This window comes from Leeuwenhoekiella sp. MAR_2009_132 (genome assembly GCF_000687915.1).
Taxonomy (GTDB): domain Bacteria; phylum Bacteroidota; class Bacteroidia; order Flavobacteriales; family Flavobacteriaceae; genus Leeuwenhoekiella.
In genome coordinates this window covers 124970-147787 of the sequence record NZ_JHZY01000004.1, presented here as the reverse complement: position 1 = coordinate 147787, position 22818 = coordinate 124970, and the positions used below count along the sequence as shown (strand labels likewise).

The window sequence follows — 22818 nt, the reverse complement described above, 5'->3', positions numbered from 1 at the left end:
AACACTGAATTTTATAGGGAATCAGTCTATAATTATTCACTAAAATTACACTAGACTTACAAATTTAAGATATTCATGAACGTTGACATACACCCCAGCTGGAAAGCTGTACTCAACCCAGAATTTGAAAAAACGTATTTCAAATCGTTAATAGATTTTGTGAAGCAGGAATACGGCCAGCACAAATGTTATCCTCCCGGAGCAGCCATTTTTAAAGCTTTTGATCTTTGTCCTTTTGAAGAAGTAAAGGTAGTCATACTGGGCCAGGATCCCTATCACGGTGTGGGCCAGGCACACGGTTTGTGTTTTTCGGTACCGGAAGGGATTGCCGTACCGCCTTCGTTAATTAATATATTTAAAGAAATAGCTACAGATCTCAACAATCCCATTCCGCAAAGCGGAAATCTAGAACGATGGGCAAAACAAGGCGTTTTACTTTTAAATGCAACATTGACTGTTAGAGCACATTTGGCAGGTTCACATCAAAAGCAAGGATGGGAAACATTTACAGATCACGTAATCTCTGTGTTGTCCCAGCAGCGGCAGGGAATTGTTTTTCTACTTTGGGGTGGTTATGCAAGAAAAAAGGCTAAAAAAATTGATACGAGCAAACATTTAGTTTTAGAAAGTGGGCATCCTTCTCCCTTGAGTGCAAACCGGGGGTTTTGGTTTGGCAATCGTCACTTTAGTAAAACAAATGACTATTTGAAAGAAAATGACAAGTCTCAAATAAACTGGTAATGCACTAAAATAAAAAAGGCTCAATTGGTTAGATTGAGCCTTTTATGAAAGGGTTTGATTTGAGATATCATCAGAAGTAATTTATGAAGCTCGTTCAAAAACTACCCGCTGATTCAAGGTTGTTTGTTTAGGGGCTACACGCTTCTGCGATTTCTCTACTTTAGGACCACCTGCTACACTAAATTTAAAAAGGATTAAATTAATGACAAGTAAACATCCTAAAACGATTAGAAAAGTAACCATAATTGTAATGTTTAAAGTAATATATTAATATTCCGCAAAGATTGACCTTTTTTTTAACTTACGAAATCTTTGCACTGTAAAACTTTCATTAATTGATAGTTAAATAAAAATTAACGTCCTGCTCTTTGTCGATCATATTGAGACCTTTAAGATGTACTTGTACATTTTCAAGTTCATTGGTTTCAATTTGTGATTGTGACCAATTAGTTTTTGAAATCCAGACTTTTATATCTTCAAGTTTTTGATTATAACGTTTGGCTAGAAGCTCTTCAATTTCTGGTATTTCTTTAAATAATACTGTTTTGTTATTTAGCACTTCTAAAAATACCTCAAGAGTATTTTTTTTAGTTTTAATAGCATCTGTAGTTGCCGCAATTACAAAACTAGACCAGGGAGTGGGAAAGTCACTTACCCTTCTAAATACACCCGAATCTACTAAAGGTTTAGTAGTGAAATGTTCCCACATAAAATAATCTGCGTCACCCTTAGTTAGACATTCTGCAGCAGTATCAAGATTATTAACTACTACACAATTAATAGCAGAACTTTCCCAACCTAATTGTTTAGCTTGTATAAAAGCCATAACATGAGAACCTGAACCGAATCTACTTATGGCAGGTCTTGTATCTTTTAAATCATCTATAGTCTTAAATTTACTTCCATCAGCAACATGAACTCCCCAAATTAAGGAACTAGAAACATAGTTTTGAATAATTCTTGAAGGATTACCTGCAGCGATATCTTTAACGACACCTTCGGTAAGTATAATTGCAACATCAATGTCACCTGCTCGTAGTGCAGCATTCATTGCGCCTGTACCACCGGCATATTCAACCCACTCAACAGCTATCCCGGCATCTGCAAACAGACCCTCTTCAATACATAGATGTATAGGTAAATTAAAATGTTCTGGAACGCCACCCACTTTTAAGGTATTCATCTGCTTAGTTTTTATTTTTTAAGTAATCATAAATTGCATATTGAGAACGTATTTGAGGCTCACCTTCTACGCGCTCTACATATAGATTCTGCTCGTTTACGTCCTGTATTCTCGCTTTACAATTATCATTTAACTGTAATGTAAAAATATCTTTTAATTCAGTAAATAGTTCTTTATCGTAGATAGGGGTAAGTACTTCTATTCTTCGATCAAGGTTACGCGTCATCCAGTCTGCAGAGCCTATATACATTTGTTCATCACCATTATTGTGAAATAGATATATACGACCGTGCTCGAGATACCGGTCTATAATGGAAGTGATAAATATATTTTCACTTAAACCTTTTACTCCGGGAATTAAACTGGTAAATCCTCTTACGATAAGTCGTATCTGCACACCTGCCTGACTGGCCTTGTATAATAACTCTATCATATCTTTATCCTCAAGACTATTCATCTTAGCAGTTATTTTTGCCGTTTTTCCGGCTTGAGCTGCTTCAATTTCTGAATGAATTAATTTTTCAAAAGTGCGTCTTGTGGTAAATGGAGATATAAGTAAATGCTTATTCCTTGGGATTATTAATTTTCCTTCAAGAACTTCAAAAACCCTACTTAACTCTTTAGTGATTTTATTGTTAGCGGTAAATAAACCGTGATCGCAGTAAATCTTAGAAGTTTCACCATTAAAGTTTCCTGTGCCTATATAGGCGTACCGTTTAGCTTTATTATCTTCTGTTCTAATTACCATTAAAATTTTAGAATGCACCTTTATTCGTGGGTAGCTATAAATTACTCGTGCTCCTTTTTCCTCAAATTTTCGACCCCAGGTAATGTTGTTTTCTTCGTCAAAACGTGCTTTTGCCTCTATAAATATGGTAACCTGTTTTCCGTTTTCAATAGCTTTAAGTAGAGATGTGGTAAGAACAGACTCATCTGCAACCCTATAAAGAGAGATTTTGATATGCGTAACTGCGTCGTCTGAGGCAGCCTGTTCTACAAAGCGTTCTACGTAGCCAAAGCTCATGAATGGGAAATGAAGCAAATGATCTTTAGCGCGTATAGCTTCAAAATAATCTGTAGCCTTTTCTAAAGCCTTTAGCTTAATTACAGGCTTTTTATCATAATGTAAATCAGCATTTTCAGTTGGATCTGGAAATTTAAAGAAGTCATTAAAATTATGATAACGACCTCCCGGCATCATATCTATTTTCCCCAGCTTCAAAAGTTTCCGAAGTTTTTTAGCAATTGGTTTTGGCATACTCGCGTCGTAAAGCAGGCGTGTAGGTTGCCCTTCTTGTCGCTGCTCTAGAGATTTATAAATGCGTTCTGCCAGTATCCCTTCTAATTCATCATCTATATAAAGCTCTGCATCTCGTGAAAGCTTAATTTCAAAAACACCGTCTATTGATTCTGAATTAAATATTGATGTAATTTCATGTCTTATAATATCATCTAGAAAGGTAATGTAGTAGATACCTTTATGTTTGCCTAATTCAATAAAACGATCGTTAATGTCTGTAGGAATTTTTATAAAACCTATTTTTTTAGAGTCTGAAAAAGTAACACAGAAATAGAGGTTTTGATTTTCAAGAAAAATCTCTTTGTCTTTAACGGGATCAAAGAGTATGGGTTTAATCGTATTCTTTAAATGGGATACATACCAGATATTTGCAACCTTTTTCTGAATAGGAGTGTAGTCTTCTGAAGCAATAAGAACAATATTATTTGCAGCAAGCTCCGGTTTAATCTCATCATTAAAAATAGATCCAAAAACTTCTTGCTGTTCTTTAACCTTAGCAATTATCTCTTTAACTGTTTTGTTAGGTCTAAGTGCTAATTTTTTTCTGATACTTTTTTCAACACGTTTAATTTGCCGTAGTTGACTCACGCGTACTCTAAAGTATTCATCAAGATTTGAAGAATAAATAGCTAAAAACTTCATACGTTCAAACAGCGGATTAAAACGTTTATCCTGTGCTTCCTGTAATACGCGAGCATTAAAGCTGAGCCAGTTTAAATCTCTATGTTTTAAGTTGTCAGCTAGTTCTGAATCCATGTATTCGTTTATTTTTTTTCAAAAATACGAAAGGCTTCTGCTGTCTGAATTAAGCTTTTGTTAAAAGAAAATTATAGTACTGCTATACGTTCAAGGGCGCTGCTTATCATTGCTTCGATAGTATTAGTACCATTTTCACTAAAGGTACCCATAATACGATTTGCCATAATCGCATTAATAGAAATCGCTCGATGTCCTAATAGCGCACTCAATGCATAAATACCAGAAGTTTCCATCTCTAGATTTGTAATCGTTTCAGTTTTAAACTCAAAATTTTCAATTTTCGAATTGAGTTCTGAATCTGCTAAAGCAAGTCTGAGCGTCCTACCTTGAGGACCGTAAAAGCCTATATTTGTAGCTGTAATTCCCTTAAAAATTTTAGGATTAGAAAAGTGATTAATCAAAGTTTTATTACCGTTAACACAGTATGGTTTACTTTTTTCTGAACTCCACGAGGTATGCGTTACAAATGCATCTTCAATATCACGATCTCTTAGATTAGCGGAGTCGTAATAATGAATTAAACCGTCAAACCCCAAAGCTTTCTCGCTAATCAATATAGAATCTACAGGAATGTGCTTTTGTATAGCTCCGCTGGTTCCCAGACGTATGATGTTTAAAGCGGTATGCTTCTCTTTTATTTGGCGCGTTTTAAGATCAATATTTACAAGAGCATCAAGTTCGTTTAGTACAATATCAATATTGTCTGTACCAATTCCTGTAGAGATAACGGTGATACGCTTTCCTTTAAAATAGCCGGTTTGCGTTTTAAATTCTCGTTTATGCCTTGTAAGTTCTATGGAATCAAAAAATTGGGTCACCGTTTCTACACGATCAGGGTCTCCTACAGTGATGATTGTATCTGCTATTTCGCCGGGTAAAAGATTAAGATGGTATATGCTTCCGTCAGCATTAAGAATTAATTCAGAGTGTGGGAGTTGCATTCTCACTGTGTTTAATTAATTTATGATTTGCAGGGTCATAGCGATACTTATATTTAGCTGTACCGCCAAACTGCATATCAGTTTTTAATACATTATAAAAGTCTTCTGAGCCTTGCAAAACTTGAAGTCCTTTTTCTGTCAGCATCAAAACACCTTCTTTAAGCATAAAGAAGGGTCTTAAATTTTTGATCATACTAATGATTTGAGTGTCGCCATACCCGTAATACCCTTGATAATTTAGCGCATAGCCACATAATTGATGTTCTGAAGTGATCTCGTGAAGGTCTATAAGTTTAAGAATATTTGTCTCAAGTGTATTGAGTCCGGTATTGATATTAGGAAAGCGCTCTATGTGCGCGCGTATGCAGCTTGATAGATAGTTGAAATTTGATTTTTTACTTATTTCAGCTTTAAGTTCTATGGGTTTTTCATCACAATAGAGTTTCCAGATGTGGTGAGCTAGTTCTAAATCTTCAGTTGAAAGTTTTAGCTTATTGTCATAATGCATAGCTAATTGCTCATCGTTTAACTCTGATAAGCCTTTAAGTTGAGCAAGACCTTTAACCCAACCGCTACACACCATATATATAGGAGCTGTTTTTTTATTTTGAATAAGGTAGCTTAATGCAGCAAGCATATTAACATGACAAAAAAGATCAAATTCAAACCAGAGTACAATTTTATCGTAATTATTTATTACGGCAAGTTTATTAAGTTCGCTAACAAACTTATTCTCATAATCTACATTATCAATATGATATTGCTTTTTTAGAAACTCTTTGCGTTGTTCTATAAACTCCTTAGAGCCTACAATTACCGGCGTAGGACCTTCACAAAGCATTTCGCGCCAAACGATAATATCTCCTTTAAGATTTAAATTTTCAAGACGTGAAGTAAGACTATCACCGTTTGTGATATGCAATATAGAATTTCCCATAGCTTAGCAATTAACCTCCTACCCGTTTTGTTTTAAAGCCTTTATCTTTTAAGAATGACATTATTTTATCACGGTAATCTCCTTGAATTATTATTTTTTCTTTTTTAAAACTACCCCCTACACCCAGCATTGTTTTTAATTCTTTAGCTAAAATTTTGAAGTCACTATCTGCACCGGTGTAGCCTTCTATAATGGTAATAGGTTTTCCTTTACGTTTTTCATATTTACACAACAACGGGTCATCCTGCATCCAGATGCCGAGGTCGTTTACATCCTCTGTATCTGCTGAAGGTTCTGGTTTGTGATCGGGAAATAAATTTTTTAATTGGTCAGAAAGATCCATAAATTATTTTTTAATCAATCCTATCTCAACTAGGCGCTGATGTAAAAATTCACCTGCAGTAATATCTTCAAAAGCTTTAGGGTGCTCCTCACTTATACATTCTTCTAAGCAATTAAGGGGCATCTCACTACGCGGATGCATAAAGAATGGTATAGAATATCTTGGAGTATCCCATTGTTCTTTAGGCGGATTTATAACCCGGTGTATTGTAGATCTTAGCTTATTGTTAGTTAGTCGTTCTAACATGTCTCCTACATTAATTACAAGTTCATCCTCATTAGGTATAGCATCTATCCATGCTCCATCTTTACGTAGTACTTGCAATCCTCCTGCAGAAGCTCCCATTAACAGTGTTATTAGATTGATATCTCCGTGCGCGCCTGCTCGCACAGCTCCTTTTGGTTCCTCTGTAATAGGTGGATAATGTATGGGCCTTAAAATACTGTTACCATTTTTCGCCCAATGGTCAAAATAAAACTCATCTAACTCAAGGTACAATGCAAGAGCTCGTAAAACATATATTCCGGTTTTTTCAAGCATTTTATAGGCTTGCATACCCGTTTTATTAAATGTTTTTAATTCTTTGACCTGTACATTTTCAGGATATTCTTCAATAAGATTAGCGTCTGCATCTGGTTCCTGGCCAAAATGCCAAAATTCCTTCAAATCACCTTCTTTTTTGCCTTTAGCGTGTTCTTTACCAAAAGAAATATAACCACGTTGACCACCTAAACCTTCTATCTCATAACCTTGCTTAGTTTCTTCCGGAAGATCAAAAAATGACTTTACATCATTGTATAGGTCGTCTACTAACGCATCATTTAAGAAATGGTTTTTAAGAGATACAAAGCCTATTTCTTCATAGGCCGTCCCTATTTCATTTACAAATTTTAACTTTCGATCTTTGTCTTCACTAAGAAAGTCTGCTAAGTCTACACTCGGGATATTATTCATAACAAATTGTGATTCAATAAAAAATTTGACTTTCAAATATAAGATTTTCGGGTTGCAAATATTTTAAACTAAACTTAAATAAATGGGCTTTGATTGATAATGTCAAAAAATAATCGGGATATTAATTACTTTTAGATAATCAAACTCAATTATGATATCTGACATTAATGCTTCTAAAATGTTGAATTTTAAACGTGGTTTACTAAATGATACTACGCTTGTAAGTCTTTATAAATCAATAATTAAACCCAGGCTTATCGAAGAAAAGATGCTTGTCTTGTTACGACAGGGGAAAATTTCAAAATGGTTTAGCGGAATAGGGCAGGAGGCTATTGCTGTGGGAGTTACAGCTGCTTTAGATACTGATGAATATATTTTACCGATGCACCGTAATCTGGGTGTGTTTACAGGTAGAAATATTCCTTTAGATCGTTTGTTTAGTCAGTGGCAGGGTAAGGCTAATGGTTTTACAAAAGGACGGGATCGCAGTTTTCACTTTGGCACTCAAGAATACAAGATAATAGGTATGATCTCTCATCTGGGACCCCAATTAGGTGTTGCAGATGGTATTGCATTAGCACATAAATTACGTTCAGAACAGAAGGTGACAGCCGTTTTTACGGGTGAGGGAGGTACTAGTGAAGGAGATTTTCACGAAGCGCTTAATGTTGCTTCTATCTGGGATTTGCCAGTTCTATTCTGTATAGAAAATAATGGCTATGGCTTATCAACTCCCACAAGCGAGCAATACAGATGTGAGCATCTGGCAGATCGCGCAATTGGATATGGTATGGAGAGCCATATAATAGATGGTAACAATATTATAGAAGTTTACGATCGTATACGCAGTGTGGTTGCCTCAATGCGCACTAACCCAAGACCTGTTTTAATAGAGTTTAAAACCTTTAGAATGCGCGGGCACGAAGAAGCCAGTGGGATTAAATATGTCCCAGACGATTTACTAAAGCATTGGGCCGCTCTTGATCCTGTTGAGAATTTTAAATCGTTTTTGTTGGCGGAAAACATAATCTCTTTAAAAGATGATGTGGCATTTAGATCAGAAATTATAACTGAAATTGAACAGGCTCTTTCTAAAACTTTTGCTGAGGACGATATTAGTTCTTCGGAAGAAAACGAACTTAATGACGTTTATGCCCATTCAAATTTTAAGGCTGTAACTTCTGAGAAAATGGAAACTGAGGCTATTCGGCTTATAGATGCAGTTACACAAGCCTTAGATTTAAGTATGCAAAAGAACGAGAACCTCATTATAATGGGGCAGGACATTGCAGAATATGGTGGTGCATTTAAGGTTACTGAAGGTTTTGTCACTAAATATGGCAGAGAACGCGTACGCAATACACCCATTTGCGAATCTGCAATCGTTGAGGTAGCTATGGGTTTAGCTATTAATAATTTTAAGGCTGTTGTCGAGATGCAATTTGCAGATTTTGTAAGCAGCGGTTTTAATCCAATAGTTAATTATCTAGCTAAATCTCATTATAGATGGGGGCAGACTGCAGACGTAGTTATACGTATGCCTTGTGGTGCAGGAGTAGGCGCAGGACCATTTCACAGTCAGACTAACGAAGCCTGGTTTACTCACACTCCCGGATTAAAGGTAGTCTATCCTGCATTTCCTTATGACGCAAAGGGACTGCTTGCTTCATCAATAGAAGATCCTAATCCTGTGTTATTTTTTGAGCATAAAGCGCTTTATAGAACTATAAGACAAGAAGTACCTACAGCTTATTATAATTTAGAGCTAGGCAAAGCGGCCCTTGTAACTACCGGGCATCAGCTTACCCTGGTTGCTTATGGCGCTGCCATACACTGGGCACTTGAAGCTTTAGAAACAGAAAACGAGTGGTCTGTAGATTTAATTGACTTAAGAACACTCGTTCCCTTAGATTTTGACACGATTTCAGAGTCGGTTAAAAAAACAGGAAAGGTTTTATTAATTTCTGAAGATTCATCATTTGGTACCTTGATGGCAGATATATCGGCAAAAATAGGAGAAGAGCTATTTGTTTATTTAGATGCCCCCGTAAAGCGTTTGAGTAGTTTAGATATGCCAATTCCTTTTGCAGCTGTACTTGAAGATTTATACCTTCCTAAAAATAGAATTACTTCAGCTATCGCGGAAATTATGGCTTTCTAATGTTAAAATTTTATTGATTTCTAAAATCTTATTTGTTTTTGTTAACTCATTTTAACAGCGTGTAGTTAAACACTATTAATAAATAAAACTACAATCTAAGCTAACACTACTTTTGAATCATTACTAACCAAAAAATCAAAAATTATGTTACGTTGGACAGTTATCTTTATCGTTATTGCAATTATTGCAGCAATCTTCGGATTTGGTGGAATCGCATCTGGTGCTGAAAGCATTGCCAAAATTTTATTCTTCATTTTTATCGTATTATTCTTAATTAGTCTTTTATCAAGATTATTTAAATAATATAAACGCTTATTCAATTATGAAAAAAGTAATCACTTTAGTTTTAGTTTGTCTGGTTCTGGCTTCTTGCGGTACTAGTAAAGTTGTAAAAGAGTCTAGAAAAACCTTAAAGGGTTATTGGAATCTTGATAATATTAATTATAACAATGCCACTGGCATTTATGATGTTACCTTATTTGGTGATGCATCCTCAGAATGCTTCGTAGGAAGTACATGGAGATTTATTCCTAACAATAATTTTGGTAACTACGAGATTAATGGTAGTAAATGTTCTGATGGTCAACGATATTTTGTTTGGAGTATTCCAGATCAGCAAGAAGGTTCAACCTCTTATGATATCTTACTGAAACCTACAGATGCTAAAATGAAATCTACAATGAACAATGCTGGTTTTAGATTAAATATTAATTATCTATCAGAAAACCAACTTACATTTACGCAAACTGTACAGGTAGATGGGAAACCATTTACTATCGTGATGAATTTTTCTAAAATTTCTGAATAACAAAAATATTTAAATAATGCTTTCTCTATAAGTGCTTTAACTTATACTGAAAGCATTATTTTTATGCTAACTATTAATACTACAAATATGAAATCTATATTAAGAAATGTTTCTGTTTTAGCAATTGCTATTACAATGCTTACAGGCTGTGAAGCCACTAAAAATGCAAATAATCAACAAAAAGGTACTGCTATTGGAGCAGCCGGTGGTGCAATCATAGGCGCTGTAATCGGTAATAACGTAGGTACTAAAGGTGACGGTGGTGCACTAGGTGCCGTTATAGGTGGTGTTGTAGGTGGTGCTGCTGGTAATGTACTTGGAAAACGTATGGATAACCAGGCAAAACGTATTGAAGAAGAGATTCCTGGAGCACAGGTAGAGCGTGTTGACGATGGTATTATCGTAAACTTTGATGAAAATAGTGGGGTTTATTTTGCAACTGCAAAGTATGATATCAATGCTGCTTCTCAACAAACTTTAAATGGTCTTTCTAAAGTAATGAAAGAATATCCACAAACTAATGTTCTCGTAGTAGGTCATACAGATAGTAGTGGTGCTGCAGATTACAATATGACATTGTCTAAAAACAGAGCTCAGGCAGTTACTAATTATTTAACTTCTCAAGGTATAAGTGCGGGTAGATTTACCACCCAATGGTACGGTGAGGAGCAACCTAAATATGATAACAACACAGCAGAAGGACGTTCTAAAAACCGTCGTGTAACTTTAGCAATTGTTCCTAATCAGGAAATGGTGAACGAAGCTAAAAAAGAAGCTGGCGAAGGTCAATAAAAGAAATTGTTCTTACGTTTTTACGTAAGCTAAATATTAAAAACCTCATTGCGATTTTAAATTGCAATGAGGTTTTTTTATGAACTAGAATGAGTATCTTGATACTGCTTTGAAAAAACCGATTAAAATAGCCATCATAGGCGGTGGGCTCGCGGGTCTAACAGCTGCTTTGCACCTTTGTAAAGCAGGTTTCTATATTCAACTTTTTGAAAAAGAAAGCTATCCCAGACATAAAGTTTGCGGAGAATATATCTCTAATGAGATTCTTCCATACTGGCATTCTTTAGGTATAGATCCTTTTAAATGGGGCGCTATTGCCATATCAAATTTTGAATTTACAACAACTACCGGGCAGCCTATTCAAACTCAGCTTCCGCTAGGTGGTTTTGGAATTAGCCGGTATACTTTAGATTTTAATCTCGCTGCAGAAGTTAAAAAGGCAGGTGCAAAGCTCGTTCGTGCACAAGTAGAATCAGTTTTTTTTAAAGAAGATTCTTTTGAATTACAGGTGCTCTCGGGAGCAGTTTACCATGCAGACTTTGTTATAGGTTCATTTGGGAAACGTTCAAATTTAGATATTTCGCTTTCGCGGAATTTTATCAAAACCAAAACACCCTGGTTGGGAGTAAAAGCTCATTATCTAGCTCCGGTTACAGAGGACACGGTAAGTCTTCATAATTTTAAGGGTGGATACTGCGGAATTTCCAAGGTTGAAAATGATAAGGTGAATGTGTGTTACCTAACTCATTTAGATGCATTTAAAGCATCAGGAAATCTTGAAGGTTTTCAAAGAAATGTTCTCGAGCAAAATCCTAGACTAAAATCCTTTTTTGCGAGTGCAGCGCCTGTATTTGATAAACCTTTGAGCATTAGTCAGATTTCTTTTCAATCTAAAAATACGGTAGAAGACCACGTGCTTATGTGCGGTGATAGTGCAGGACTTATTCATCCGCTTTGTGGCAACGGTATGGCAATGGCAATAACTGGCGCACAAATTTTAGCCACATGTATTCAAGAATTGGTTATATCAGATTGGAGCAGATCTCAACTAGAGCATACGTACACTACACGGTGGAATAAGGAATTCAATTCTAGATTAAAAACTGGTAGAATTTTACAGGGTTTATTGCAAAATGAGACCGCTACACACTATAGTCTACAGGCGATGCGTAAATTTCCATTTTTAATGAAACAAATTATAAAATCAACCCACGGTAAACCGGCAAGCTTTTGAAAAGTAGAAAACTTACTCCAGAATTAATGGATGACCCGTCATTAGATGAGGTGACGCTTAAAGCTGCTTTAAAAGATGTGACTTTAGTTAATAAATGGCTCGGCGGTCAACAAATTACAATTGATGGGCTTAATTATTTTTTTAGGAAATTTCCCCAAGACTCTTATAAAATTGTTGATTTAGGTTGTGGTGATGGGGAGATGTTGCGCACAATAGCAAGCTATGCCCACAGACAAAATGTAAACGTAGAATTGCTGGGTCTAGATTTAAATGAGAAAAGCATCAACCTCGCTAAAGAGAAATCTAAAGATTACCCTGAGATTAGTTTTAAAAAGCAGGATATATTGACACTAGATCGTGCATCTTTTCAATGCGATATTGTGGTGTCGGTTTTAACGATGCATCACTTTACAAATGAAGAGATACTTGTATTTATGCAGCAGTTTTTAGCACTTTCAAAACTGGGTGTTGTTATAAATGACTTGCAACGCAGCAAAATTGCACACACACTTTTTAAAGGTTTTAGCAAGGTGTTTATGAAAACACATATAGCTCGACACGATGGACTGATATCTATTGAGCGCGCATTTAAAAAGAACGAATTATTAATGTTTACAAATAAGCTTCCCGTGAGTTCATTTCAATTAAAATGGCGCTGGGCTTTTAGATATTTATGGATTTTAGAAAAACAGAAGTAAAAATAGCCGCCGTAGGAAAAGCGATCCCACAATATCATAGGGAAACTCATGATATCATGCCACTTTTAGACATTTGGTTAGAAGGGCAGGAGGAGCGTTTTCGCCGCAAGGTAAAAAAGATATTTAGTAATGCTGCAGTAGATAAACGTTACAGTATAATGGCTCCTGAAGAAGTATTTACAGCATCTTCTTTTGAAGAAAAAAATGATATTTATGTTCGGGAGGTCATTAAGCTTGGGGAAACTGCCCTTACTGAGGCTTTAGAAAAAACAGGCTGGGATGCTCAAAGTCTCGACTACATCATTACGGTGAGCTGTACAGGCATTATGATACCCTCATTAGATGCATATTTAATTAATACATTAAAGCTACGCCAGGATATCACCAGACTTCCAGTAACCGAAATGGGTTGCGCAGCCGGCATTTCTGGCATTTTGTACGCAACTGATTTTTTAAAAGCAAATCCGGGGAAACGCGCTGCAGTAATTGCGGTAGAGAGTCCTACGGCTACCTTTCAGCTTGATGATTATTCTATGGCAAATGTGGTGAGCGCAGCAATTTTTGGAGATGGTGGCGCTTGTATTTTATTATCTTCAAAAGAAGAAGATGAGGGGCCTAAAATTAAAGCGACCGGTATGTATCATTTTTATGAAGCAGAACATATGATGGGCTTTAAACTTACTAATACCGGGCTTAAAATGATTTTAGATCAAAGCGTTCCTGAAACCATAGCAAGTCATTTCCCGGCAATTATAAATCCGTTTTTAGAAACTAATAATCTTACGATTGAGCAGATTAATCATTTGATATTCCACCCCGGTGGAAAAAAAATAGTTCAGACAGTTGAAGGATTATTTGGCGAGATGGGTAAAAATATTGATGATACTAAAGAAGTTTTACGTTTGTATGGCAATATGAGTAGCGTAACAGTGTTGTATGTTTTAGAGCGCTTTTTAACTAGAAAAATTCCTGAAGGTGATTACGGCTTAATGCTTAGTTTTGGTCCGGGATTTTCTGCACAACGTATCTTATTAGAATGGTAAATTTTGAATTTAATGCAGCTCCGGGATCTAATTCCTGGGCTCTTATATTAGGCGGAAGTAGTGGTTTAGGTTTTGCATCGGCAAAAAAACTAGCACAGCACGGCCTTAATATCTGTATTGTACACAGAACCAGACGTAGTAAATTAGCAGAATTTGAAGTCGAATGTGATATCCTACGCGAAACTGGTATTCAAGTTATAAGTTTTAACAAAGACGCCCTGCACGAACAAACCAGAGCCGAACTCATTACTTTTTTTACTGAAAAGCAAGCAAGGCTTAAGCTCTTATTACATAGTATTGCAAAAGGTAATTTGAAACCTATTTATAGTTCAGATTCTTCCGCAGCGACTCTTACGGGTAACGATTTTATGCTCACCGCAGAGGCAATGGCGGTGAGCTTATACGACTGGGCAAATGCTTTCGCGAAAGCAAACCTCTTTGAAAAAAATGCATCAATACTTACATTTACAAGTGAGGGAAGTACAAAACCGCTACCTAATTACGCCGCAGTCTCTATGGCTAAAGCGGCTTTAGAGGCTATTGTGCGCAGTTTGGCTTATGAATTTGCACCCTTACAAATCACCGCAAATTGCATACAGGCAGGTGTTACAAACACCGAAAGTTTACAATTAATTCCCGGAAGTGAAATTTTAATAGAACAAGCGCTTGCCCGCAATCCTCAAAAGCGATTAACAACCCCTGAAGATGTAGCCAATGTAGTTTACTTATTAATTAAACCAGAAGCAAACTGGATTAATGGAGCTGTAATTCCCGTAGACGGTGGTGAGCATCTTAGATAAACAGATTAGACAACCTAAATAAGAATACAATGAGAATAGATTTGCGTAGCGACACCTTAACTAAACCTTCGCAAGGTATGCTGGAGGCTATGATGCATGCAGAAGTAGGTGATGATGTATATAAAGAAGATCCTAGTGTAAATAAACTTGAAGCTCATATAGCAGAGCTTTTTGGGATGGATAGTGCCCTGTATTTCCCTACCGGAAGTATGACGAACCAGGCAGCGATTAAAATACATACGCAGCCGGGTGAACAGCTTATCGCAGATAAATATGCACACGTTTACAATTATGAAGGCGGTGGTGTTTCTTTTAACAGCGGGGTATCGTGTAGATTACTAGATGGTCATAGAGGAATGATTACTGCAGATCAGGTTGAAGAAAGTATAAATCCGCCAGATTTTTATCATAGTCCGTTAACTTCACTCGTATGTCTTGAGAATACTACAAATATGGGAGGTGGCGCCTGTTATGATTTTAGAGAAATACTAAAAATACGTAAAGTGTGCGATGACCATGGTCTAGGCCTGCATCTTGATGGAGCCCGTTTATGGAATGCCCTTGTCGTAACCGATGAGTCTCCTAAAGATTATGGTGCTGCGTTTGACACAATTTCTGTTTGTTTATCAAAAGGTCTGGGAGCACCTATGGGATCTGTTCTGGTAGGTAAACAAAAATATATGGACAAGGCAATGCGCGTGCGTAAAGTGTTAGGAGGTGGTATGCGGCAGGTAGGTTTTGCAGCTGCTGCCGGTCTTTATGCTTTAGAGCATAATTGGCAACGTATGGATGAAGATCATAAAAAAGCTCAGGAGCTTTCTGTAGCATTAATGCAGCATCCAGATGTGGCTCACGTAGAGCCGGTAGAAACAAATATTTTGATTTTTAACTTAAAAGCAGAAGTTGACGAATTACAATTTATTGAAAAACTAAAAGCTGCCCAGATTTATATAAGTGCCTTAGGTAAAGGTAAATTACGCATCGTTACGCATTACGATTATACAACCGAAATGCACAAGAGGTTTATTGAATTTTTAAAAAAATAGAATTAATAACTTCAATCTTGCGAGAGCATTCCCGATTGTTGTAAGACTTAAAACAAAGCGGTTTTTTAAGATTTCAGCTTATAAAATTGTTTATTATAAAGTCTGTAAGTCGTTTTTTATCAATTCGCTAAAAATTGATTTTAGAATTATACTTTTTATCACATCCTGCTCAATTAACTACAGGGTGTGCTATATTTAGTACAGATTAGTTTATATAGGAAGGTATATTATAATTTATAAAAACAGCTGTGTATGGCGTTAAAAGTCGTTATTTCTCATAAAACCAAATATAAATATGACAAGCGTATAGCGCTATCACCGCACATATTTAGATTACGACCTGCACCTCATAGCAGAACACCTATAGAAGCATATTCTTTAAAAATAAAGCCTGAAAATCATTTTTTTAACTGGCAGCAGGATCCCTTTGGAAACTATTTGGCACGAGTTGTTTTTCCTGAAAAAACAGATGAATTATCAATAGAAGTTGAAATTTTGGCTGATTTAAAAACGATTAATCCGTTTGATTTTTTTGTTGAAGAATCTGTCGAAGATTTTCCGTTTCAATATTCAGAATCCTTAAAGAAAGAGTTACTACCTTATCTTGAAGTAACAGATAAAGGCCCGCTATTAGCAGAATTTTTAAAGACGATAGATACTTCAAAACAACTTACAATTTATTTTCTAATAGGTATTAACAGGCATATTAATGAATACCTGAACTATACCGTGCGTATGGAGCCTGGTGTTCAAACCTGTGAGGAAACACTCGAAAAAAAATTAGGTAGTTGTCGTGACTTTGCGTGGCTACTTGTGCAGAGTTTGCGCCATCTAGGTATGGCAGCACGTTTTGTGTCAGGATATCTTGTACAGTTAAAGTCTGACGAAAAATCGCTTGACGGCCCGTCTGGTCCAGAAGAAGATTTTACAGATTTGCATGCCTGGGCAGAAGTTTATGTGCCGGGTGCAGGCTGGATAGGTCTTGATGCAACATCAGGATTATTAGCTAGTGAAGGGCATATTCCGTTAGCGTGTACACCCTCATTTGAAAGTGCCGCACCGGTGGTGGGTTTTTCAGATCCTGCAGAAACCGAATTTGAATTTGATAATTCTGTTACCCGAATTTTTGAATCTCCGCGCGTAACAAAACCATATACCGAAAGCCAATGGAAAGCGATTTACAATCTGGGGTTTGAGGTTGAGAATGAATTACAAGAAAATGATGTACGTCTTACCATGGGTGGCGAACCTACATTTGTTTCTATAGATGATATGGAGTCTGAGCAGTGGAATACTGCAGCAGATGGCCCTGAAAAACGCAAACTATCTGAGGGCTTATCAAACCGGTTATTACACAAATTTGCACCCGGCGGTATGTTTCATCACGCTCAGGGAAAATGGTATCCCGGCGAACCCATTCCACGTTGGGCAATAGGTATGCATTGGCGTAAAGATGGTTTACCCGTCTGGAAAGAAGAACGCCTTATGGCTTCCTTTACAAAAGAATATGAATTACCAGAGGTAATAAGTAAAACCTTTTTGCAGGAATTGGCAATAAATCTAGGCGTTCGATTAGAATACATTATGCCGGCCTACGAAGATGTATTTTATTTTATGTGGGAGGAAGGGAGATTACCTGTAGATGTAGATCCCTTAAAAGGGGATGATACTGCAACATCGGTACGTAATCGTCTTAATAAAATATTAGAACAAGGTCTTGATAAGAAAATAGGCCATGTGATGCCTCTTGCTAACATACGCGGGAAATGGGTTACGAATGCATGGGAATTTAGAAGAAAAAATTTATTCCTAATTCCGGGAAATTCACCTGTGGGTTATAGACTTCCTTTAAACTCATTAATTGAAAATCCGGAGGTAGCTTCTCAAGATATCTCAGAGCCAGATTTATTTGATAAACGAAAACCTTTTGGTAAATACGGCGAAGCTCTTGAGCAACGTTTAGCTTCCGCGAAAGCGAAAAAAGGAAAAAAAGTAGATTATAACGCAGATAAAAAAGAAAAGAATCCTTTTGCACGTACTGCTATTTGTGCTGAGGTAAGAGAAAAACGCTTATATCTTTTTCTTCCGCCGCTTGACGATGCAGAGACCTTTTTAGATCTTATCGCTTCGATAGAAGCTACCGCAAAAAAACTGGATGTTCCTGTTTTAATGGAAGGCTATGAGCCTCCACGTGATATTCGTTTAGAAGTATTAAAAGTTACACCAGATCCCGGTGTAATCGAAGTAAATGTACACCCATCAAAGACATGGGGTGAGCTTACAAATACAACTTTAACACTGTATGAGGAAGCGAAAAAGAGTCGCTTGGGTACCGAGAAATTTATGTTAGATGGTAAACATACCGGCACTGGTGGTGGTAATCACGTTACTTTAGGAGGTACAACACCTTCAGATAGTCCGTTATTGCGCAGACCAGATATGCTGCGTAGTTTATTAACCTTTTGGCAACATCACCCGGGATTATCATATTTATTCTCAGGTGGTTTTATAGGTTCAACCAGCCAGGCACCGCGTATAGATGAGGGTAGAGCCGAAAATTTATATGAGTTAGAAATAGCATTTTCGCAGATTCCTGAAGGAGAAGAAGTTCCGTTTTGGTTAACAGATCGCTTATTTAGGCATTTATTGACAGATATTACAGGAAATACGCACCGTGCAGAATTTTGTATAGATAAGTTGTATTCGCCAGATTCTTCATCGGGCAGATTGGGTATTTTAGAACTTCGTGCTTTTGATATGCCACCGCATCCTCAAATGAGTTTAATGCAAATGCTACTTGTACGTACACTGGTTTCCTGGTTTTGGAAAGAGCCTTACAAGCATAAACTTGTGCGCTGGGGAACGCAACTGCACGATAAATTCTTGATGGAGCATTATGTCAAAGAAGATATTAAGGATATTGTAAGTCAGTTAAATGCTGCCGGTTATCCATTTGAATTAGATTGGTTCGATCCGTTTTTTGAGTTTCGTTTTCCACTTTATGGATTGATTAAAATTAAAGATATGCAGGTAGAACTGCGCGCCGCAATCGAACCATGGAATGTTCTTGGGGAAGAAATGACGGGCGGTGGTACCGCGCGTTATGTAGACTCATCACTCGAGCGTGTTCAAATAAAAATATCAAACTTTAACGATGAGCGGTATGTAGTTACCTGTAACGGTGTAAAAGTTCAATTGAGCAGCACCGATGTTAAAGGTGAGTATGTAGCCGGTGTTCGTTATAAAGCCTGGGATCCCTGGTCTGCTTTGCACCCAACTATAGGTGTAGATACGCCATTAGTTTTTGATGTAGTTGATTTATGGAATAAGCGTTCTATAGGTGGCTGCACTTATTTTGTATCACATCCCGGTGGAAGAAGTTATGAAACCTATCCTATTAACAGTTTAGAAGCAGAGTCACGCCGTATAAACAGATTCTGGGAAATGGGACATACACAGGGAACAATAGATCCTTCTGAAACAGAGCCTAATAGCGGTGCTGTGAAACGCAGTTTAAAATCAACACATTCAGAAAAAACATTTAATTTTAAAGAAATTCCTGTCAACCCAGAATTCCCACATTTACTGGATTTACGAAAGAAATAATTTTATACCCTACATATGACCGTGGCTACAAACGCTTGGTTTACTAAGTATTTTACAGACAATACCTACGATGAGATGTTTAAACCAGATCTTAGCGTTAAAGGGGATTGGAATACGCTTTTAGAAAATTTTAAACAAATAGGTGTCGAGGGCTTAACTCAGCGTCAGAACGATATTAATTGGCTTCTTGAAGAAAATGGTGTTACCTATAATGTCTATAATGATCCTAACGGTCTCAATAGACCCTGGAATTTAAATGTAGTTCCATTTTTATTAGATATTAAAGAGTGGCAGCAAATTGAAAAAGGACTCAAACAACGTGCAGACCTATTAGACAAGGTTCTTAAAGATGTTTATGGGGAGCGTAAATTAATTAAAGAAGGTATTGTACCCCACGAAGTGATTTATGGGCATCGCGGATTTTTAAGACAATGCGATAAAATACATTACAAGATAGACAGACATTTGCTTTTATATGCTGCAGATTTGGCGCGTGGGAGTGATGGCAGAATGTGGGTTGTAAATGACCGGTCGCAGGCGCCTTCAGGTATGGGTTATGCTTTAGAAAACAGATCTACTGCTAATCGTGTCTTTGCAGATATCTTTGCAGATATGAATATTAAGCGACTCTCAGAATTTTTTAAAGAATTTAATGAGTTACTAGTAGAAGCTTCTCCTGAGAAAATTGAAAATCCCAATATTGTTATTTTAACGCCGGGATCACATAATGAGACGTACTTTGAGCACGCTTATTTAGCGTCTTTTTTGGGGTATCCACTGGTTCAGGGAAATGACCTGGTTGTTAGAGATGGTCATTTATATATGAAATCTTTAAAGGGTTTAAAACGCGTGCACGTCGTATTGCGTAGGGTAGATGATGTATTTACAGATCCTCTAGAATTGCGAGAAGATTCACATCTGGGCGTAGCCGGTTTGCTTGATGTGGTAAGACGCCAGAATGTCTCCATAGTAAACCCGATAGGCAGTGGTATCTTAGAAAACCCAGGCTTAATCCCTTTTATGCCGGCTATAAGCAGGTTTTTTCTGAAAGAAGAATTGCATCTTCCGCAAATTGCATCCTGGTGGTGTGGTCAGGAAAAAGAACGAAAATATGTACTTGAGAATCTCTCAAAGCTGGTGATCAAACCTATAGATCGCACCAATAGAGAACACATTCATTTTGGCGAACTGCTTTCAGAAAAGGAATTAGAAGCGCTAAGAAAAGAGATAGAAAAGAAACCTTATCATTTTGTAGCTCAGGAGCACATTAGCTTTTCTACAACCCCTAATTTTAGTAAAGGAAATTTTGAGCCGCGCAATATGGTTGCGCGTACGTTTACAATGGCCGGTAAAAACGGCTACAATGTAATGCCCGGTGGTCTCGTGCGTGTAGCTTCAGAACGGGATAACCTAAGAGTTTCTAATCAGCGGGGTGGTACCAGTAAAGATTTTTGGATTATAGGAAATCATAAGAACGAAGAGCAACCTAGTTTTAATTGGAATAGAAAATCTGCAGTTTCTGTAAGTGGCCTTGATGATTTACCAAGTTTAACTGCTGAAAATTTATACTGGGCAGGAAGATATGTGGGACGTACTTTAGTAAATGCTCGTTTTCTAAGAATGGTACTCAAACAAATGAACTCTACTGAAGCGAGTCATCAACAGGTAGGAGCTGTTAAATTAGATACACTTTATAAAGCCGTAACCCAAATGACGGGAACGTTTCCTGGTTTTATGGAAGACAGTGCAAATGGTAAATCTGCTCTTGAAAATCCACTTGAAGAAATAGTATCTGTTGTACTCAATCGGAATCGAGTAGGAAGTCTTGCTAATACAATGAGTATGTTTAGCAATTCCTATTACTCAATTCGTAATTTATGGAGTAGTGATATGTGGCGGGTTTTTGAAAATATACAGAAGATATGGCGCAATCTCGAAAATGAAAAAGACCTCACTATAACAAAGTTAATTAGAGCACTTAATCAGCTTATAACACGACTCATAGCCTTTATGGGGCTTATCGAAGAAAGTATAATGGTAGATCAAGGATTGCTGCTTTATTTTATAGGTTTACAACTAGAACAAAGTATGCTTACTATTACCAAGTGCCGGTCTTTGCTTGTGATTAAACAACCGGGACAAACAGAATATGAAGTTTTAGAATCTTTGTTAAGTAGTCATGAGAGTTTAAATATTTACCGGTATAGTTACCGTTCCTATATACGTATAGAACCTGTAATAAGCTTACTACTTATGGATTTGCATTACCCAAGATCGCTTGCATTTCAGTTAGGTCGTCTTCAAAAAGATATCGCCAGATTACCACATTCAATAAAATCTGATGTGTTGATGAATTATGAGAAATATGTCTTTGAAGCTTTTGCCAGTCTGCGTTTAGCAAGTTCAGAATCTCTTGCTAAAATAAATAGTGAGGATAGTTTAATTAGGGAGGACTTAGATAAATTATTAGAAAAACTAAGTGATTTGCTTTTTCAAACATCACAAGCTATATCAAATACCTATTTTAATCATACCTATAAGCAGAGTCAATTAGTCGACCAAAACTTCCCGTTATAATGCTCTATTCAATCTCACATACAACTAAATACGATTACGACGCACCGGTAAGTTATTGCCATAATATAGCAGTATTAAAATCGAGACGTTCTCTAGGTCAGGAGTTATTAGAATACAAAATACATATAAGCCCTGAAGCAGATGAGATTTCTGAACGTGTTGATTTCTTCGGAAATTATATAACCCGTTTTTCAATTCAGAAAGAGCATAGGCAGTTAAAAGTTACTACTGTGAGTAAAATACGCAGGGAGTATGAGCAATTTAAAAATGACTTTAGATCTGATGCCTGTTCTAAAGTAACCTTAGAACAAGCTTTATCATTACTTAGCAAAACTGAACCAGATATTTTAGAAGCAAAGCAATTTGTTCTCGAATCTATTTTCATTAAAAAGACAGATGAGTCTATTCTTAATTATGCTAAAGAAAGCTTTAAACCCGGTCGCTCTGTATTTGAAGCAGCAGAAGAGTTAATGCAGCGTATTTATATAGATTTTGATTTTGTCTCGGGTTTTACGAGTGTGAGCACACCTATAAATGAAGTGATGAAGAATCGTAAAGGGGTTTGTCAGGATTTTGCACAGATAGCAATTGCCTGTATACGATCTATAGGATTGCCTGCACGCTATGTAAGTGGTTATATAGAAACCTTACCGCCTCCGGGGCAGCAAAAATTAGTAGGAGCAGACGCGAGCCACGCCTGGTTTTCAATTTTTATTCCGGGTTTTGGATGGGTAGATTTTGACCCTACAAATAATCAAATTCCCGGCGATCAACATCTTGTTGTAGGATGGGGAAGAGATTATTATGATGTACCACCTTTAAAAGGTGTGGTTTATGGTAGCGGTAAAAGTAAATTAAAGGTTGAGGTAGATATATCGCGCGTAATCTAGGCGAA

At 36.8% G+C, this 22818-nt stretch carries 20 protein-coding genes; 13 read left to right on the top strand and 7 right to left on the bottom strand.

Annotated elements, in window-relative coordinates; all coding sequences use genetic code 11:
* Nucleotides 1-75 precede the first annotated feature (75 nt).
* Nucleotides 76-741 (top strand): uracil-DNA glycosylase, encoded by a 666-nt coding sequence (gene ung, locus P164_RS09085; protein ID WP_028376087.1) that lies wholly within the window; start codon nt 76-78, stop codon nt 739-741.
* 81 nt (nt 742-822) lie between these two features.
* Here ung and P164_RS18710 read toward each other — a convergent pair whose 3' ends face one another.
* The 7 genes from P164_RS18710 to P164_RS09055 all read right to left on the bottom strand — a co-directional run bounded on the left by P164_RS18710 (nt 823) and on the right by P164_RS09055 (nt 7158).
* Nucleotides 823-984: a hypothetical protein gene (locus P164_RS18710; RefSeq protein ID WP_159106025.1), complete on the bottom strand. Its 162-nt coding sequence runs from the start codon at nt 982-984 to the stop codon at nt 823-825.
* Between the two features lie 88 nt (nt 985-1072).
* Complete coding sequence (locus tag P164_RS09080; RefSeq protein WP_028376086.1) at nt 1073-1924, bottom strand: substrate-binding domain-containing protein; 852 nt, start codon at nt 1922-1924, stop codon at nt 1073-1075.
* A gap of 4 nt (nt 1925-1928) precedes the next feature.
* Complete coding sequence (gene ppk1 / locus P164_RS09075; RefSeq protein ID WP_028376085.1) at nt 1929-3980, bottom strand: polyphosphate kinase 1; 2052 nt, start codon at nt 3978-3980, stop codon at nt 1929-1931.
* Nucleotides 3981-4051: 71 nt separating this feature from the next.
* Complete coding sequence (locus tag P164_RS09070) at nt 4052-4924, bottom strand: nucleoside phosphorylase (RefSeq protein ID WP_028376084.1); 873 nt, start codon at nt 4922-4924, stop codon at nt 4052-4054.
* Entirely contained in the window at nt 4905-5861 is a 957-nt protein-coding gene (locus P164_RS09065) for a DUF1835 domain-containing protein (RefSeq protein ID WP_028376083.1), read from the bottom strand. Before P164_RS09065 ends, P164_RS09070 begins: the two co-directional genes overlap by 20 nt.
* 10 nt (nt 5862-5871) lie before the next feature.
* A complete protein-coding gene (locus P164_RS09060; protein WP_028376082.1) occupies nt 5872-6204 on the bottom strand; it encodes a translation initiation factor in 333 nt (110 codons plus the stop codon).
* Between the two features lie 3 nt (nt 6205-6207).
* Entirely contained in the window at nt 6208-7158 is a 951-nt protein-coding gene (locus tag P164_RS09055) for an isopenicillin N synthase family dioxygenase (protein ID WP_028376081.1), read from the bottom strand.
* Between the two features lie 151 nt (nt 7159-7309).
* On the opposite strand from P164_RS09055, the gene P164_RS09050 reads away from it, so the two are divergent.
* From P164_RS09050 to P164_RS08995, 12 genes are all read left to right on the top strand, one after another.
* Entirely contained in the window at nt 7310-9319 is a 2010-nt protein-coding gene (locus P164_RS09050; protein ID WP_028376080.1) for a thiamine pyrophosphate-dependent enzyme, read from the top strand.
* Nucleotides 9320-9463: 144 nt separating this feature from the next.
* Nucleotides 9464-9622 (top strand): DUF1328 family protein, encoded by a 159-nt coding sequence (locus P164_RS09045; RefSeq protein WP_081817355.1) that lies wholly within the window; start codon nt 9464-9466, stop codon nt 9620-9622.
* A gap of 19 nt (nt 9623-9641) precedes the next feature.
* Nucleotides 9642-10127: a lipocalin family protein gene (locus P164_RS09040; RefSeq protein ID WP_028376079.1), complete on the top strand. Its 486-nt coding sequence runs from the start codon at nt 9642-9644 to the stop codon at nt 10125-10127.
* 87 nt (nt 10128-10214) lie between these two features.
* Nucleotides 10215-10919, top strand: a complete 705-nt coding sequence (locus P164_RS09035; protein WP_028376078.1) for an OmpA family protein — start codon at nt 10215-10217, stop codon at nt 10917-10919.
* A gap of 109 nt (nt 10920-11028) precedes the next feature.
* Nucleotides 11029-12153, top strand: a complete 1125-nt coding sequence (locus P164_RS09030; RefSeq protein WP_028376077.1) for an NAD(P)/FAD-dependent oxidoreductase — start codon at nt 11029-11031, stop codon at nt 12151-12153.
* Nucleotides 12150-12851: a methyltransferase domain-containing protein gene (locus P164_RS09025; RefSeq protein ID WP_028376076.1), complete on the top strand. Its 702-nt coding sequence runs from the start codon at nt 12150-12152 to the stop codon at nt 12849-12851. Before P164_RS09030 ends, P164_RS09025 begins: the two co-directional genes overlap by 4 nt.
* Nucleotides 12827-13894: a type III polyketide synthase gene (locus P164_RS09020; protein ID WP_028376075.1), complete on the top strand. Its 1068-nt coding sequence runs from the start codon at nt 12827-12829 to the stop codon at nt 13892-13894. Before P164_RS09025 ends, P164_RS09020 begins: the two co-directional genes overlap by 25 nt.
* The gene (locus tag P164_RS09015) at nt 13888-14694 is read left to right on the top strand and encodes an SDR family oxidoreductase (protein WP_028376074.1); all 807 of its coding nucleotides are present in this window, start codon (nt 13888-13890) and stop codon (nt 14692-14694) included. Before P164_RS09020 ends, P164_RS09015 begins: the two co-directional genes overlap by 7 nt.
* A gap of 29 nt (nt 14695-14723) precedes the next feature.
* Nucleotides 14724-15740, top strand: coding sequence for a threonine aldolase family protein (locus tag P164_RS09010; RefSeq protein ID WP_028376073.1), 1017 nt, complete (start codon nt 14724-14726; stop codon nt 15738-15740).
* Between the two features lie 252 nt (nt 15741-15992).
* Nucleotides 15993-19346, top strand: a complete 3354-nt coding sequence (locus P164_RS09005) for a DUF2126 domain-containing protein (RefSeq protein ID WP_028376072.1) — start codon at nt 15993-15995, stop codon at nt 19344-19346.
* Nucleotides 19347-19361: 15 nt separating this feature from the next.
* Nucleotides 19362-21923: a circularly permuted type 2 ATP-grasp protein gene (locus tag P164_RS09000; protein ID WP_028376071.1), complete on the top strand. Its 2562-nt coding sequence runs from the start codon at nt 19362-19364 to the stop codon at nt 21921-21923.
* Nucleotides 21923-22813 carry a transglutaminase N-terminal domain-containing protein gene (locus tag P164_RS08995; protein WP_028376070.1) on the top strand — a complete coding sequence of 297 codons (891 nt, stop codon included), beginning with the start codon at nt 21923-21925 and terminating at the stop codon, nt 22811-22813. Before P164_RS09000 ends, P164_RS08995 begins: the two co-directional genes overlap by 1 nt.
* Nucleotides 22814-22818: the final 5 nt, after the last annotated feature.

What these genes read in the sequence shown, in the direction of transcription:
- ung (WP_028376087.1), top strand. Translation starts at nt 76, where the DNA reads ATGAACGTTGACATACACCCCAGCTGGAAAGCTGTACTCAACCCAGAA.
- P164_RS18710 (WP_159106025.1), bottom strand. Translation starts at nt 984, where the DNA reads ATGGTTACTTTTCTAATCGTTTTAGGATGTTTACTTGTCATTAATTTA.
- P164_RS09080 (WP_028376086.1), bottom strand. Translation starts at nt 1,924, where the DNA reads ATGAATACCTTAAAAGTGGGTGGCGTTCCAGAACATTTTAATTTACCT.
- ppk1 (WP_028376085.1), bottom strand. Translation starts at nt 3,980, where the DNA reads ATGGATTCAGAACTAGCTGACAACTTAAAACATAGAGATTTAAACTGG.
- P164_RS09070 (WP_028376084.1), bottom strand. Translation starts at nt 4,924, where the DNA reads ATGCAACTCCCACACTCTGAATTAATTCTTAATGCTGACGGAAGCATA.
- P164_RS09065 (WP_028376083.1), bottom strand. Translation starts at nt 5,861, where the DNA reads ATGGGAAATTCTATATTGCATATCACAAACGGTGATAGTCTTACTTCA.
- P164_RS09060 (WP_028376082.1), bottom strand. Translation starts at nt 6,204, where the DNA reads ATGGATCTTTCTGACCAATTAAAAAATTTATTTCCCGATCACAAACCA.
- P164_RS09055 (WP_028376081.1), bottom strand. Translation starts at nt 7,158, where the DNA reads ATGAATAATATCCCGAGTGTAGACTTAGCAGACTTTCTTAGTGAAGAC.
- P164_RS09050 (WP_028376080.1), top strand. Translation starts at nt 7,310, where the DNA reads ATGATATCTGACATTAATGCTTCTAAAATGTTGAATTTTAAACGTGGT.
- P164_RS09045 (WP_081817355.1), top strand. Translation starts at nt 9,464, where the DNA reads ATGTTACGTTGGACAGTTATCTTTATCGTTATTGCAATTATTGCAGCA.
- P164_RS09040 (WP_028376079.1), top strand. Translation starts at nt 9,642, where the DNA reads ATGAAAAAAGTAATCACTTTAGTTTTAGTTTGTCTGGTTCTGGCTTCT.
- P164_RS09035 (WP_028376078.1), top strand. Translation starts at nt 10,215, where the DNA reads ATGAAATCTATATTAAGAAATGTTTCTGTTTTAGCAATTGCTATTACA.
- P164_RS09020 (WP_028376075.1), top strand. Translation starts at nt 12,827, where the DNA reads ATGGATTTTAGAAAAACAGAAGTAAAAATAGCCGCCGTAGGAAAAGCG.
- P164_RS09015 (WP_028376074.1), top strand. Translation starts at nt 13,888, where the DNA reads ATGGTAAATTTTGAATTTAATGCAGCTCCGGGATCTAATTCCTGGGCT.
- P164_RS09010 (WP_028376073.1), top strand. Translation starts at nt 14,724, where the DNA reads ATGAGAATAGATTTGCGTAGCGACACCTTAACTAAACCTTCGCAAGGT.
- P164_RS09005 (WP_028376072.1), top strand. Translation starts at nt 15,993, where the DNA reads ATGGCGTTAAAAGTCGTTATTTCTCATAAAACCAAATATAAATATGAC.
- P164_RS09000 (WP_028376071.1), top strand. Translation starts at nt 19,362, where the DNA reads ATGACCGTGGCTACAAACGCTTGGTTTACTAAGTATTTTACAGACAAT.
- P164_RS08995 (WP_028376070.1), top strand. Translation starts at nt 21,923, where the DNA reads ATGCTCTATTCAATCTCACATACAACTAAATACGATTACGACGCACCG.